Raw genomic sequence first — 14177 nt, 5'->3', positions numbered from 1 at the left:
TAGATTATAAGGTTTCAATAAATTTTATAATTTTCGCACGGTCATCTTTGTCTAGGTCCATAAAATTATTCTTTATGGCTTCCGCTTCCCCACCGTGCCACAATATGGCTTCTTCAATATTTCTAGCGCGCCCATCATGCAGTAAATTTGTATGGTCATTAACGGTTTTGATCAGCCCAATACCCCAAAGTGGTGGTGTTCTCCACTCTTTACCAGTCGCCTTAAATTCAGGTGCATTATCTGAAAGGCCGTCTCCCATATCATGCAAAAGCAAATCCGTATACGGTCTAATGGTTTGATTGGACAGCGCATTAATATTGGAAGTGCCTGTCTGAAAAATAGCGATATGGCAGCCCGAACAATTAATGGAATTAAACAGTTCTTTGCCCTGGAGTACTTCTTCATTATCAAAATCACGTCTTGCCGGCACGGATAGTGTAGCAGAGTAAAAAGCCACATTGTCTAAATTATCATCTGGAATTTCAGGACTGCCCCCGTTGGCAATTTCATCACAATTTAGAATCTCATTGCAGTTTTCGTCCGGAAAAAGCGAAGAGGTAATACCCAAATCCCCTGAAAATGCGGCGGCCACTTGTTGTTTTACAGTAGGCTGATTGGCTTTCCACCCAAACCGCCCCAGTTTTAAGCTGGCAGACTCCACATCATAAACGTAGTTGGCACGTCCGGAAATACCATCTCCATCAGCATCGTTTTCATCTTCATAACTTAGCAGAACCGATTCAGGAATAGCACCTAACAACCCAAGACCTATCATTTGACTGGCTACTCTGGGTGACACCTGAACCGCGGAATTCATGTCGCCGTAGTTTAAATTAACCATTTCATAAATGGGCTTCTGCAAATCTACGGAGCTTCCGTCAGGATAGGTTATCCCTACCGTTTCATATGTTACTTTGAGCAAACCTTCCTTATCTACGCCCAGAATACTATTATCCTGAAATTGCCCTCCGTAGATAGGGTCGGGAATGGTTCCTCCATTGGCGCCAGTTCCCGGTAAAGTTAAACGCAACAACAGGCCATGGGCCAATTCACCTTCAAAAGCGGGAGGACGCCCCCTTCCATCTTTAAAATGACACCCGGAACAAGAACGTGCATTGAAAAAAGGGCCAAGACCATCGCGGGCCGTTGTAGATGCCGGAGCTGTAACCCAATTCTGATTGAATAGAGAATTACCCACCCCAAATGTAATCTGTTCATCCAAGGACAAACCATCTACCGAAAAACCAAAAGCATCAGGAGAAAATATAAAAGAAGTTGCGTTGCCGCCGGAGCGTTCTTCGCCCTCTTCTGGAACCAAGGAAACATAATCATCTGCTGTATTACAGGAAGTCGCCAATAAGAGTAACAGACCCAACATTGCCCCAAACTTGAACCGATCAATGTTAATTTTATAGTTTGATGGTTTCATAATTAACTTAAAACATGAAACAGGGCCGCAGTAAAGCAACCCTGTTTTTCAATATTATACAAAGCGATTTCTAGTCGATTTCCAGTGCTTGTTTTGCCTCTAAGAGTTTGTTTCCAAAATCAGTAAGTGCTACCACCGCAGCTTGTACTTTTGCGCCTTCAACACTTGTTTTACCTTGAGCAATGGCAAAATCAAAAGGAATGGCCGTTCCATTCACAGCAGTTTCAGCGGCAGCAAGTAATATATCTAATTCCGAAGCTAAGTCGGCATCGGCCTCTTTAATCAAATCAGCTAATGAAACTCCACTTACAGTGCCGTAAGACCCAGTGTATACATTTTTAATCCCTTCAAAATTCAATCTAATATCACGGTGTGTATTATCGCTAAAGCAAGAATGTTCATCTTCTTGGTCTTGATTTTTTAGAGCAACAGCCATACGCTCAACAGCCAGTTCGCTACTGGACAACTCAGCAATACTGCCCAGAATGTTGTTCAACGCCTCTTCTTCGGATAAAGCCAAAAATGTAGCCCTATAACTTGTTGACCAAGCATCTACAACCTCCTGAAGGTCATCTACCAAAAGCTCTGCCGTAAGTTGCAAATAAGTTCTTCTCCTATCTTGATTGGCTGCCGTACCCCCATCAACATAATCAGTATACGGTCTTTGCCCACTTAATTTTTCAGATGGATCCGTATTATCTTGGCCCCAAAGCAAAAACTCAATGGCATGATACCCTACGGATACATTTTCTTCAGTATCGCCTTCACCATTTTTCACCACTAAATTTTCTTTGGTAATCTCAAAAGTGGCATTATCATGATTAATAAGACCCGCATCAGCATCTCCTTCAACATAATCTACATACGCCTCGTCCATAGGCCACGAGTTCAACAAACCCTCTAAATCTTCCGTATCTCCAGAATCTATAGGACCATTTGCAAAACGGAAAGCTTCCGTAGTCCCGTAAGACTCTCTGGACGCTAACCATGCGGTTTTAGCAGCTTCAAAATTAGCTTCAGTAGGATCGGCGACAAATGTATCTATTGCCGTTTGCAATGCTTGGGCGTCTGTCAGGGCATCAACATAATTAGCTTGTACAATGTCAGCATAGTTTTCAATTGCCTCAGCACGTAGTAAAAGTTTTTCCTTATCAATATCCGGAGTACTATTATCATCACTTGAACAAGCGGATAACACTAAAGCCAAAGCACTGATTGCGTATAATCTTGAAATTGGTCTTTTCATATGATTCTTATTTAGACTGTTTTAAAATAAAGCGCAAATATATTTTTTCGATTTCGAACTAACAACCTTTATTTAGATTAAATAGAAATAATTCAACGAAACGTATCAGGGTTTTACTCAAGAACACAGGTAAGATTCAAATGTATAGAAGAATAGAAAAATCTTATTTTTTCCGATTGACCATCCACACCCCCAACAATATAATTACCCCGCCAATAAGCTGGTAAGCGTTTAAGGATTCTCCATCCAGCACGGCCCAAGAAATGGCCACCAAAGGAATGGTATAGGTTACGGAAGCCGCAAAAACCGGACTGGACAAGTATATCAACTTATTAAAAAAGATATTGGCCATCGACGTCCCTATAACGGCCAAGGCCAACAAATACCATAAGGAAGTCTGCATACTCGGGTTTCCTAGAACCTCATTAAAAAAGCCGGAATGAACGACCAAGGCCAAAGCCGGTAGAAAAGCAATGGCAAAACTAGATGTGGTAACCGCCAAAGGACTCAAATGAGACAAATGTTTCTTAACTATATTAATGTTCAAAGCATAGCCCAAGGCCGACAATAATATAAATATGGCGTACCAATAATTTTGGTCGGGATTAAAGTCCATACCGGCAACGATCAGGGCTATCGTTCCGCCCAGACCAATGAATACGCCAAGCACCTGTCGCTTGGTAATAATTGCACCAAAAAGAAGCACCCCAACGATAGTAGTCAACAAGGGTACGACCGAATTAAAAATAGAAGTAACCCCACTATCGATCTGGGTTTGTGCCAAGGCGAATAAAAAAGGAGGGAAAAAAGAACTTAACAAACCGGCCCAGGTTATCCATTTCCAATCTTTTAGCTTTAAGGAACGTACCGATTTAAAACCCACCAAAAAAAGCACCAAGGAGGCAAATACAATTCGCAGACCCCCCAATTGCATAGGCGTAAGCCCTACCAAGGCCTTCTTTATCAAAATAAAGGAAGAGCCCCAGACCAAGGATAAAAGAACCAGGTAAAGCCACTTTTTGTTGTAATCGCTCAAGGTCTTGCCATATTATATCCCGTCATTGGAAATGAGCCACAAAAGTGCGATTTTTTATTGATATGCTTTTGAATTTAGCCCCGCATCTACAAGCCTTTTTATTCGTAAAACAAGATACATCCCCGAAGGAAAACATCAATTCGGGCCACAGATACCTCTTAACCATCGCAGGAGTATTATATTTGCAAAAAAGAACTAGCAATGAAAAAAATAATAATGGCATTGGTCATAGCGTGTACCGTAATTGCGGTTTCGTGTAAGTCAAAAGAAGAAAGCAACCAAATGAAAACCGTGATGGCCATTCACGATGATGTAATGCCTGAAATGGGAAAAATAGGCAAATTAGTAGGTGAGTTAAGCAGCAAGGAAGACAGCACCGAAATAGGCCTCGAATATAAAAAAGCCCGTAAAGACCTTCAAGCGGCCCACAAATCTATGATGGACTGGATGCAGAATTTTGGCTCTAGATTTACTTCGGATGAAATCTTGAACGGAGCAGCGCTATCAAAAGAAAAGCAAGCTTGGCTGAACGAGGAAGAAACGAACATTGAAAAAGTGCGCGACCAGATAAACGGAAGCATCAAAAATGCCGAAGAATTATTGAAAAAATAGGTTAAAAGCTACCGTACAACGAAAAAACATAGCGTTAACGGACAAACAGGGCCTTAGCTCTACCGAAGCCGTATTTTTACCTTGCTTAATTACAAGGGTTATACGGCTATGAAAAACTTATTCTTACTACTTACCACTGTTTTGGTTTTGGGCACACCTAGCGTTAACGCACAAAATGATGCTGCCGAACCCACTAAAATGGAAGAGGTTATGGAATCGCACGACAGGGTCATGGATAAAATGCCCATTGTCTCTAAACTCATAAGCAAATTACAGACCAAGGCCAATGCCTCTTACGAAAAGACCAAATACGAGAACGCGATAGCCGACCTTAAAAATGCCAATAAATCCATGATGATCTGGATGGAGAATTTCGGTAAGCGTTTTACGGCCGACGAAATGTTCAAAGGCAAAAAGCTAAGCGCGCAAAAGAAAAAATGGCTATTGGAAGAGGAAAAGAAAGTTGCCTTGCTTGACGAAGAGATAGATTTGAGTATCGCCCAAGCAAAAACTACCTTAGGCATAGAATAAGAAACAGCTTCTTATTTTAATTTTACCCCCTTACTCCTTCCACTTAAGGGTTTCCATAATGCCGCGAATGTCGTTCTGAAGATAGGCCGCTGCCGGATAGATGGAATCGTAGTTGGGTTTTGTATAGAAATACAAAGACCCCATTACAAAGTTATCGGTGCTATCGGTGGCGTAAAACTGGGCCTGCGAAGCGGCATTCCCACTGACTTGATAATACATTCCGTATACCTTTTTTTCATCGTTTATAAAAGGCTGCTCCGTGATGCCGTCGGCTTTTACCGAGTGTTCATAGCTCAACTTTTGGGCATCTGAAAGCAATTTATCGATATTGCCATCCACCTTTTTATAATTGATATAGATTTCGCCCTTCATTTCAGGGTATTCAAGGGTCAACGCCGTTTCGGTACGCGTCTTGATCTTGGCCTTGGTGTTGTACGTAAACTCGAAATGGTCGGTTTGCAGCTCGCCTAGTTTGGGTGCCTCGTACTCCAAACGCAATTGCGCCTTGGGTTTGGGCAACACATCTTCCTTACAGCCGATGGCCATTAAAAAAACAACAAAAAGCAACGGGCTACATTTCAACATTTTGGGGCAAGGTAATTTTTATCTGTTTCAGTCTTTTCTTATCTAAACTCTCTACAACAAATCGATAGTCTTTAAACACCACGGTTTCTCCCCGCTTAGGGAAGCTTCCCGCTATTTCAAGCACAAAACCGGCAATGGTTTCCGACTCTCCTTTTTGCTCTTCAAATTCGTTCTCGTTTTCAATTTTGGTCACACGGTAAAAATCTTTCAATGCCGTCTTTCCATCAAAAACAAAGTTAAAATCATCCAATTTTGAAAACACCAAGTCCTCATCATCGAACTCATCACTGATGTCACCTACTATTTCCTCAATAATATCCTCTAAGGTAACGATTCCCGAAGTACCGCCATATTCGTCGACCACAACGGCCAGGTGGTTTTTCTTCTCCTGAAATTCAAGTAAAAGATCGTCAAGCTTTTTGTTCTCGGGCACAAAATAAGGTTCCCGAATAAGCGACATCCAATTGAACGTCTTCCTATCGATATAAGGCAACAGGTCTTTAACGTAGAGCACCCCCAATACATTGTCCATGTTTTCGGAAAAGACGGGTATACGCGAATATCCGTGCTTTTTGATCTCGGCCAAGACCTCCATAAACTTCATGTCCTCACTAACCGCAAAAATATCTATGCGCGGGCGCATCACCTGTTTGGTGTCGGTATTACCAAAAGTAACGATTCCCTGTAGGATCTTCTGTTCCTCCTTAGTAGTATCGCCATCTACGGTAAGCTCCAGTGCCTGTGAAAGGTGGTCTACGCTAAGATTGGATTTTTGTTTTCCCAACTTATCGTAGAGAAATAGGGTACCGGCCCTCATAGGCATGCTCAACGGTGAAAACAGAAAATCGAGCATTTTCAATGGGTAGGCCATCAAATGTGCAAAGAGCACCCGGTTTCGGTTGGCGTACACCTTAGGCAAGATTTCGCCGAACATCAATATAAGAAATGTAGCGACTACAACTTCCAATAAAAACCTGAGCCATTCAAGTTCGATATTGGCAAAAAGGCTGTTTCCAATGGTACTGAACAACAGTACCACCCCAATATTGATCGCATTGTTGGCGATAAGAATGGTAGCCAAAAGTTTTTTGGGCCTTTCCAAGAGCTTGGCAATAATATTACCACGTACGCTTTTCTTTTCCGCTATCTCGTTTACATCGGTCGGCGAAAGGCCAAAAAAGGCCACTTCGGCACCCGAAATAAGGGCCGAGCATATGAGCAGGAGTATCAGAATAGTAATTTCAAGTGCAAAAGCACTTCCGAAATTAATAAAGTAAGGCTGTAAACTAAGGGGGTCAGGGTCCAACGGTCAGTAATTTAATAATAAACGGAGGTTCGTGAACAACACTTTGATCCACACCCCTCATCAAAAGAGCAAGTAAAGTTGCGATACTTCTTAACACTAAATCGGTCTGAAAACAGTCGTATCATAATGTTTGGCTATACCTCTTGTTTACTAAAATTACTCATTTTTATTTAGAATGGAAGATCATCGTCTTCTTCTGGTCTAACTAACGGAGCCTCTTTAGGGGCACTCGATGTATTTGAAACGGTATTTTGACGAGCTTGTTGCCCTCCCGATTGCTGATTTGCCATACTTTCTTTTTTGGTAGAAAGAAATGTAAAATCTTGTACATGAACCTCGGTACTATAGCGCATATTGCCATCTTCACCTTGCCACTGCCTATTTTTAAGGCGACCTTCAACATACACCTTATCACCTTTGCTCAGGTACTTTTCGCAAATTTCAGCAGCTTTGTTCCTGACCACGACATTGTGCCAATCTGTATTGGTTACGCGTTCTCCGGTTTGCTTATTGGTATAGGTTTCATTGGTGGCAATAGGAAAGCGGCCAATACATCCTCCTCCTTCAAAATAGTGCATTTTAACCTCATCGCCCAAATGCCCGATCAACATAACTTTATTCAACGTACCACTCATAATCTTCCTTTTTTTTTGCAATATGAATCTACAAATATACTCGTTTTTTGGCCTCCACTACCAAGTGTTTCCTATGCGGGCCTAAAATTTACGGGAAACCCTGTCCCGAAAGAAATTCACAGTAAAGGACCCTTTCAAAAATACGATTTTTTAAAGCTTCTCAAAAAGTCGGCAATCAACACGGGAACGGGGTATGTATCGGCTTCTTCGAACGAAATTCCATCCATGGGAAATTCCTTTGTACGTACGACCCAAAAGCTGGTATACAAATGCTGGTGCGACAATTTGTGAACAATGGCCTCTGGGTTGAAAAGATCTATGGAAACCAGGTCTACCGTTTGGTTCAACTCCCCAAAACGCCGTTCAAAACCGGATTGCGAAAGTTTTTGGGTCGATTCTATAAGCGGGAATTGCCATAAATTTTCCCAAATTCCCTTCCCTTTGCGCTGTTCCAGCACCGTTCGGCCATCTTTGGAAACAAAAACAATATAATTAAAGTACCTCGACCTGACCTTGGTCTTTTTTAATTTTAAGGGAAGATCACCCACGCGCTTCATTTGAAGCGCCACACAACTTTCACTCAACGGACACGCCTCACAATCAGGACTTTTAGGCACACACTGAATGGCCCCAAATTCCATGATACCCTGATTATAATCCCTAATTCGGCCCACATCCATCACCTCTCTCGCCAATTTTTTGAAATATTTAACACCTTCGGTACTATTGATGGCCAAATCGACTCCGAAGTAACGCGCCAAAACCCGATAAACGTTACCATCTACAACGGGTTCGGGCACATTGAAACATATGCTCGCAATAGCACTTGCCGTATAGTCGCCCACCCCTTTTAACCCAAGTAAACCGCCATAGGTTTCAGGAAAAACACCCCCATATTGTTCGCTCACCATCTTGGCCGCGGCATGCAGGTTTCTAGCTCTTGAATAGTAGCCCAAACCCTGCCAAAGCTTCAAGACTTCAGCCTCGGAAGCACGGGCCAAATCACCTACTTCAGGGTAAGTCTCAACAAATTTAAGGTAGTAGGGAATACCCTGCACCACTCGAGTTTGCTGTAATATAACCTCTGACAACCAAATCTTGTAGGGATCGGTAGAACCACGCCAAGGCAGGCTCCGTTTATTGACTTGATACCACTTGAGAATTTCCTCTGAAAAGTTCATTATGCCCTAAGGTTAAACCACAAAACTAATGGTTTCACGATCGATATGTATTGCCAGGAAGGCGATAGAAATAAAAAGTAACGGTGAACTACTTAAAATTAAGTCTTTAGCAGGAAAGATTAATTTTAATTTATATATTTGCATCCCAAAAAAATTATACTGAAAATTTAACACGAAAGATGACGAAAGCAGAAATTGTATCGAAAATCTCAGACAAGCTGGGAATTGAAAAAGGAGATGTACAGGCCACAGTTGAGAGTTTTATGGAAGAGGTGAAATCTTCTTTGGAAGGTGGAGATAATGTTTACCTTCGTGGTTTTGGCAGTTTTATCATTAAAACAAGAGCTGAGAAGACCGGAAGAAACATCAGCAAGAACACCACCATTAAAATACCGGCACACAATATTCCTGCATTTAAGCCCGCTAAGGTTTTTGTAGAAGGTGTCAAAAGCAACGTACAAGTTAAATAAATATACTAACTAAAAGTAGAATTTTATGCCGAGCGGTAAAAAAAGAAAAAGACATAAGGTGGCTACCCATAAACGCAAGAAGCGTAGGAGAGCTAACCGACACAAGAAAAAATAATTGCCAGGGGTTGAAAAAATTTTCAGCCCCTTTGCTTGTTTTTTCATCACATACGTTCATTGACATAGAGATTTAAGAAAATTTCGGCGGATTTTATAATCCGTTTCAAGCATTGTTTAATCTATTCGTTCACACTATATATCTATTTTTATATAGGGGCCGAACGAATACAAATACATTCAGGTGAATAGAGAATTAATCGTAAGATCTAGTTCCGATGCCGTCGATTTTGCCCTGTTAAAAGATGGAAAGCTCACTGAATTGCATAAAGAAGAAGACAACAACAATTTTTCTGTTGGTGACATATTCTTGGCAAAGGTACGCAAGCCTGTTACCGGTTTGAACGCTGCCTTTGTAAACGTAGGTTATGAAAAAGATGCCTTTTTGCACTATCATGACCTCGGGCCACAATTGGCCACTATGCTTAAATTCATCAAGGGCGTGAGTACCAATAAAATCAAGGATTACTCACTTGCCAACTTTCCATTCGAAAAAGACATTGACAAAAATGGCGTTATTACAGACGTCATTAAAGCAAATCAATCATTACTGGTTCAAATCGTTAAAGAACCCATTTCTACCAAAGGACCCAGAATTAGCTCCGAACTTTCCATTGCGGGGCGTTATTTGGTGATGGTACCCTTTTCTGATCGCGTTTCCGTATCCCAAAAAATTGGAAGCAACGAAGAAAAAGACAGGTTAAAAAGACTCGTAAGAAGTATAAAACCTAAAGGTTTCGGTGTCATTATCAGAACAGTGGCCGAAGGCAAAAAAGTAGCGGAATTAGACAAAGACCTAGAAAACTTGTTGGCCAAATGGTCGACAATGTGTAAAAAATTGTACAAGGCACAAGCACCTTCAAAGGTGTTGGTCGAGCTCAATAGGGCATCTTCCATCCTTAGGGATGTTTTTAATGATTCCTTTACAGGAATCCACGTAGATGACGAAACCCTTTACGAGCAGATCAAAGATTACGTGCTAGAGATTGCACCTGGAAAGGAATCTATAGTAAAACTGTATAACTCGACAGTTCCTATTTTTGAAAAATACGGGATCGAGCGGCAGATAAAAACTTCTTTTGGCCGTACCGCCAGCATGAGCAAAGGCGCGTACCTCATTATAGAACATACCGAAGCATTGCACGTTATAGATGTAAACAGCGGTAACCGTTCGAACAAGGCCAAGAATCAAGAAGATACAGCCTTGGAAGTCAACCTTTTGGCAGCTTCAGAAATAGCCAGACAGTTGCGCTTGCGCGATATGGGCGGAATTATCGTAGTCGACTTTATAGACATGGTAAAAGCGCCACACCGTAGAAAACTTTTTGACCATCTTCGCGATGAGATGAAAGATGATCGGGCCAAGCACAAAATATTGCCTCCGAGTAAATTCGGACTTATACAGATTACCAGACAACGGGTACGGCCCGAAATGAACATCAAGACCACCGAGGAAAATCCGAATGGTGGGGGCAAAGAAATAGAAGCCCCAATTGTCTTGATAGACAAAATTAACGCCGACCTTGAAAAGTTGTTGAAAGGGCCCAAGAAAGATAACGGAATTACACTTAACATTCATCCGTTTATCGCGGCCTATATTACTAAAGGTTTTCCTTCCATACGTTCTAAGTGGTTCTTAGAGCATAAAAAATGGATTAAAATTCAACCTAGGGATGCGTATACGTATCTCGAATACCGCTTTAAGGATAAAGACGGTAAAACCATATATTAAGAATTTAAAAGCGACCTTCGACAACGATGGTCGCTTTTTTTATGCCCGCTATTTTACGATCACCACCCCAACATTTGGTGCGTAAAGTGTATTTTCGCGTAAAGTAATACGTCAATCCAACCCAATACCCCCATGAATACGGAACGCGCTTATTCCATAGAAGAAGCCAAAAGAAAACTGGAAGGCTACTGCGCCTATCAAGACCGTTGCCATAAGGAAGTGGTCGCAAAGCTTCGCGAAATGCGCATGATCCCCGAAGCAATCGACCAAATCGTGGTGCATTTGATCCAAGAAAATTTTTTGAACGAAGAACGCTTTGCCCAAAGTTTTGCCCGAGGGAAGTTTTCCATAAAAAAATGGGGCAGAAACCGCATTGTAAGCGAGCTGAAGCAACGCAATATCTCAAAATACAACATTGCCACGGCCCTTAAGGAAATAGACCCAGAAGACTACCAAAAGACCTTAGACGCCCTAGCAGAGAAAAGATTGGCACAGATCTCAGAACGCAATCCACAAAAGCGAAAGAAAAAATTGGCAGACTACCTCTTGTACAGGGGATGGGAAAGCCACTTGGTCTACGAAAAACTAAAAGAGCTCGTACCCTAGCAACAACTGCTTCCTATAAAAAATTAAAGACAGCCCCGATATTCACCATAAACTGGTTGTGGAATTTATCGGCAGGTTCCAAATCTTCTATTTTATACTTTGCTATAGGGAAACCGATTTCGGTATAAATACCCAATCCGTCGGAGAAAAAGAAACGCGCCCCTGTGTGAAACCCGAAATTCTTAAGTCCCAAATCCAAACCCGGATAAATATCGACTTCATCACTAAGGCCGATGATGTTCCCCAAGTGGGCACTAAAGCGGGCCTTTAGATCAAAACGGTCCCAAGTACTGGCCGACACGCTTTCATCTATACCCAACAAATAGGTCGAAGTTGCACCGATGGATATATTTTCGCCCAGACCAAAGTCATACGACGCCATTATTCCGGTACCATTATTCTGCAAATTGGCCCCTACCTGAAACTTTTGATCATCTCTACCTTCATAAGCCTGTGCAGAAATAAAAGTAGTCGTAAGAAGTAAACAAACGGATAAAACGTAGAATTTCATTTAAAGTGTTTTTTAAGGAAAAGGATATTCAAAAAAAATTATTTAGCTGCTAACTTGGTGGTTCGCTCAATCGCCCTTTTATTTTTACCGTCTATCCATTTCTGACCTCGTATCTTTCGCATTAAAACGTCAAAATTACGCATTACGAAAACATTATAAAGCCCCTCGGCAAAATTTATAGGATTCTTTGGCCAAGATCTTAGGCTCATGGAAAAACCTGGGGTTTTATATTTCATATAATGCCAATACCCTTCGGGCATATAAAGTACCTCCCCGTGATTGAGTTCCGCCTTAAAACCACTGGCATGACGCAGGGCCGGCCATTTTTCTAAATCGGGATCGGAGAAGTCTATGCTTTCGTGCGCTATAAGCGAATTAGGAACCTTATACAGGTATTTCGTTTCTGATGGCGCAAATAAGATACACTCCTTTTTTCCTTCAAAGTGAAAATGAAAGATATTCGACATATCAATATCGTAATGCATGAAGGTGTACGATTCCCGTCCTCCAAAGAAAAGCATCGGCAACTTTTTCTTTAATTTCAATCCGAAATCGGGAAATTGGTAGTCTTGTTGCAACTGGGGCACTTCCTTGAGTACATTCCAAAGGAAAATACGGTACTTGGTAGGCTCGGCCTTTAGCAAGTCTATATATTCCGACATTTTCATTTGGGCGTGGGGCTCGTTAAAACCATCTTTATGGCTTACGGGCCGATCATCGTACAAGGGAACGACCTTGTCTCCCGCGATCTCTCGGATATAATCGAGGTTCCACTTTTCAAAAGCGGGCCAATTTTCTATCGCACGTTCTATCACCACAGGTTTCTGCGGCTTAAAATAATGCTCTAAAAAATCTTCCTTGGTTATAGTAGATACCCTAGGAACAGCAGTTAACTTCAATGGAATCTTTATTGCAGTTTAAGCGGCAAATTTAAATAACGTTGTGGAAAGATTTTATTAAAATTAATTTAAATGACTAATCTACCACTTTGCTCTTTGCCTTGGCTTCTTCGTTACGCTCTATGGTATGCCCTGGTCGGCTCCATTTGGGCTTCTCGCCCAAGGGCTTCAATTTTGATTCCCCAGCTTCCACCGTCTTGGGTTGGGAAACTTTGGTAAAGGGCTTCTGAGGGTTCAGGCCTAGCATTTTGAACATCTCCATATCTTCGTTTACGTCAGGATTCGGAGTGGTCAACAACTTGTCCCCCGCAAAAATCGAATTGGCCCCTGCAAAGAAGCACATAGCCTGTCCTTCCCTGCTCATTTCGGTACGGCCAGCCGACAAACGCACCTGTGTTTCGGGCATAACGATACGGGTAGTGGCCACCATGCGGATCATGTCCCAAATAGAAACGGGTTCCATATCCTCCATCGGAGTACCTTCTACGGCAACCAAGGCATTGATCGGAACGGATTCGGGCTGGGGATTTAAACTGGCCAAGGCCACCAACATTCCGGCACGGTCTTCAACGGCCTCGCCCATACCGATGATACCACCGCTACAAACCGTTACATTGCTCTTGCGAACGTTATCTATGGTCTCTAACCGATCTTCAAAAGCACGGGTAGAGATTACATCCTTATAGTAATCTTCAGAAGTATCCAGGTTGTGATTATAGGCGTACAAACCTGCTTCGGCCAAACGTTGTGCCTGGTTTTCGGTCAGCATACCTAGGGTACAGCAAACCTCCATATCAAGCTTGTTGATAGTGCGAACCATCTCTAAGACCTGATCGAACTCGGGCCCGTCTTTTACATTACGCCAAGCCGCCCCCATACAAACACGCGAACTTCCAGAGGCCTTCGCCCTTAGCGCCTGGGCCTTTACATGCGAAACCGACATCAGGTCGTTGCCCTCGATATCGGTGTGATAGCGGGCCGCTTGCGGACAATAGCCACAATCTTCAGGACAGCCCCCGGTCTTTATCGAAAGTAGGGTAGAAACCTGAACCGTATTCGGATCGTGATGTTTTCTATGAATGGTGGCCGCATCGTAAAGCAGCTCCATCAAAGGTTTATTGTATATCTCAAGAATTTCTTCTTTCGTCCAGTTATGTCTTGTTTCGCTCATAGTCTTATTGAAATCTCGGTTCAAAAATAACCTTTCTAAAATTGATATTCCAAATTCGCCCTAACAATCATACCCAAGCCCACAAAAAAAGCCCGTGAAAATGAATCCACGGG

At 42.2% G+C, this 14177-nt stretch carries 15 protein-coding genes; 5 read left to right on the top strand and 10 right to left on the bottom strand.

From position 1 onward, the window contains the following. Positions 1 to 4 precede the first annotated feature (4 nt). The 3 genes from BW980_RS02955 to BW980_RS02945 form a co-directional block, all read right to left on the bottom strand. On the bottom strand, positions 5 to 1429 hold the full coding sequence (locus BW980_RS02955) for a di-heme oxidoreductase family protein (protein ID WP_245799923.1): 1425 nt from the start codon (positions 1427 to 1429) through the stop codon (positions 5 to 7). Between the two features lie 70 nt (positions 1430 to 1499). Then, a complete protein-coding gene (locus BW980_RS02950; protein ID WP_076453439.1) occupies positions 1500 to 2675 on the bottom strand; it encodes an imelysin family protein in 1176 nt (391 codons plus the stop codon). Positions 2676 to 2838: 163 nt separating this feature from the next. Continuing rightward, positions 2839 to 3711: a DMT family transporter gene (locus BW980_RS02945; RefSeq protein WP_076453438.1), complete on the bottom strand. Its 873-nt coding sequence runs from the start codon at positions 3709 to 3711 to the stop codon at positions 2839 to 2841. A 201-nt stretch (positions 3712 to 3912) separates the two neighbouring features. Between BW980_RS02945 and BW980_RS02940 the strand changes: the two genes are divergently transcribed. Together BW980_RS02940 and BW980_RS02935 are read left to right on the top strand one after the other, a co-directional pair. Next, positions 3913 to 4323: a hypothetical protein gene (locus tag BW980_RS02940; protein WP_076453437.1), complete on the top strand. Its 411-nt coding sequence runs from the start codon at positions 3913 to 3915 to the stop codon at positions 4321 to 4323. 108 nt (positions 4324 to 4431) lie between these two features. Continuing rightward, positions 4432 to 4854, top strand: coding sequence for a hypothetical protein (locus tag BW980_RS02935; protein ID WP_076453436.1), 423 nt, complete (start codon positions 4432 to 4434; stop codon positions 4852 to 4854). Between the two features lie 30 nt (positions 4855 to 4884). On the opposite strand, the gene gldD is transcribed toward BW980_RS02935, so the two are convergent. The 4 genes from gldD to mutY all read right to left on the bottom strand — a co-directional run bounded on the left by gldD (position 4885) and on the right by mutY (position 8561). Beyond that, a complete protein-coding gene (gldD, locus tag BW980_RS02930) occupies positions 4885 to 5439 on the bottom strand; it encodes a gliding motility lipoprotein GldD (protein ID WP_076453435.1) in 555 nt (184 codons plus the stop codon). Next, complete coding sequence (locus BW980_RS02925) at positions 5426 to 6745, bottom strand: gliding motility-associated protein GldE (protein WP_076453434.1); 1320 nt, start codon at positions 6743 to 6745, stop codon at positions 5426 to 5428. Before BW980_RS02925 ends, gldD begins: the two co-directional genes overlap by 14 nt. Before the next feature lie 170 nt (positions 6746 to 6915). Next, positions 6916 to 7380 (bottom strand): single-stranded DNA-binding protein, encoded by a 465-nt coding sequence (locus BW980_RS02920; RefSeq protein WP_076453433.1) that lies wholly within the window; start codon positions 7378 to 7380, stop codon positions 6916 to 6918. Between the two features lie 134 nt (positions 7381 to 7514). Beyond that, positions 7515 to 8561 (bottom strand): A/G-specific adenine glycosylase, encoded by a 1047-nt coding sequence (gene mutY / locus BW980_RS02915; protein WP_076453432.1) that lies wholly within the window; start codon positions 8559 to 8561, stop codon positions 7515 to 7517. 179 nt (positions 8562 to 8740) lie between these two features. Here mutY and BW980_RS02910 point away from each other — a divergent pair, with 179 nt between their 5' ends. From BW980_RS02910 to BW980_RS02900, 3 genes are all read left to right on the top strand, one after another. Then, complete coding sequence (locus tag BW980_RS02910; protein ID WP_013992739.1) at positions 8741 to 9031, top strand: HU family DNA-binding protein; 291 nt, start codon at positions 8741 to 8743, stop codon at positions 9029 to 9031. 298 nt (positions 9032 to 9329) lie between these two features. Continuing rightward, entirely contained in the window at positions 9330 to 10877 is a 1548-nt protein-coding gene (locus BW980_RS02905; RefSeq protein WP_013992740.1) for an Rne/Rng family ribonuclease, read from the top strand. A 132-nt stretch (positions 10878 to 11009) separates the two neighbouring features. Then, positions 11010 to 11483 carry a regulatory protein RecX gene (locus BW980_RS02900; protein ID WP_076453431.1) on the top strand — a complete coding sequence of 158 codons (474 nt, stop codon included), beginning with the start codon at positions 11010 to 11012 and terminating at the stop codon, positions 11481 to 11483. A gap of 13 nt (positions 11484 to 11496) precedes the next feature. Here BW980_RS02900 and BW980_RS02895 read toward each other — a convergent pair whose 3' ends face one another. The 3 genes from BW980_RS02895 to bioB all read right to left on the bottom strand — a co-directional run bounded on the left by BW980_RS02895 (position 11497) and on the right by bioB (position 14064). Further along, positions 11497 to 11994 (bottom strand): DUF6646 family protein, encoded by a 498-nt coding sequence (locus BW980_RS02895; RefSeq protein WP_076453430.1) that lies wholly within the window; start codon positions 11992 to 11994, stop codon positions 11497 to 11499. A 38-nt stretch (positions 11995 to 12032) separates the two neighbouring features. Next, on the bottom strand, positions 12033 to 12899 hold the full coding sequence (locus BW980_RS02890; RefSeq protein WP_076453429.1) for a cupin-like domain-containing protein: 867 nt from the start codon (positions 12897 to 12899) through the stop codon (positions 12033 to 12035). Between the two features lie 70 nt (positions 12900 to 12969). Then, positions 12970 to 14064 carry a biotin synthase BioB gene (gene bioB / locus BW980_RS02885; RefSeq protein ID WP_076453428.1) on the bottom strand — a complete coding sequence of 365 codons (1095 nt, stop codon included), beginning with the start codon at positions 14062 to 14064 and terminating at the stop codon, positions 12970 to 12972. Positions 14065 to 14177 lie beyond the last annotated feature (113 nt).

It is taken from the genome of Zobellia uliginosa (genome assembly GCF_900156625.1).
In the GTDB taxonomy this organism is placed as follows: Bacteria; Bacteroidota; Bacteroidia; order Flavobacteriales; family Flavobacteriaceae; genus Zobellia; species Zobellia uliginosa.
This window is presented reverse-complemented; position numbering and strand designations above follow the sequence as displayed.

Excerpts from the sequence above, each read along its gene's own strand:
- BW980_RS02940 (WP_076453437.1), top strand. The coding sequence starts at position 3,913 with ATGAAAAAAATAATAATGGCATTGGTCATAGCGTGTACCGTAATTGCG.
- BW980_RS02920 (WP_076453433.1), bottom strand. The coding sequence starts at position 7,380 with ATGAGTGGTACGTTGAATAAAGTTATGTTGATCGGGCATTTGGGCGAT.
- BW980_RS02935 (WP_076453436.1), top strand. The coding sequence starts at position 4,432 with ATGAAAAACTTATTCTTACTACTTACCACTGTTTTGGTTTTGGGCACA.
- BW980_RS02910 (WP_013992739.1), top strand. The coding sequence starts at position 8,741 with ATGACGAAAGCAGAAATTGTATCGAAAATCTCAGACAAGCTGGGAATT.
- BW980_RS02955 (WP_245799923.1), bottom strand. The coding sequence starts at position 1,429 with ATGAAACCATCAAACTATAAAATTAACATTGATCGGTTCAAGTTTGGG.
- bioB (WP_076453428.1), bottom strand. The coding sequence starts at position 14,064 with ATGAGCGAAACAAGACATAACTGGACGAAAGAAGAAATTCTTGAGATA.
- gldD (WP_076453435.1), bottom strand. The coding sequence starts at position 5,439 with ATGTTGAAATGTAGCCCGTTGCTTTTTGTTGTTTTTTTAATGGCCATC.
- BW980_RS02900 (WP_076453431.1), top strand. The coding sequence starts at position 11,010 with ATGAATACGGAACGCGCTTATTCCATAGAAGAAGCCAAAAGAAAACTG.
- BW980_RS02950 (WP_076453439.1), bottom strand. The coding sequence starts at position 2,675 with ATGAAAAGACCAATTTCAAGATTATACGCAATCAGTGCTTTGGCTTTA.
- BW980_RS02895 (WP_076453430.1), bottom strand. The coding sequence starts at position 11,994 with ATGAAATTCTACGTTTTATCCGTTTGTTTACTTCTTACGACTACTTTT.
- mutY (WP_076453432.1), bottom strand. The coding sequence starts at position 8,561 with ATGAACTTTTCAGAGGAAATTCTCAAGTGGTATCAAGTCAATAAACGG.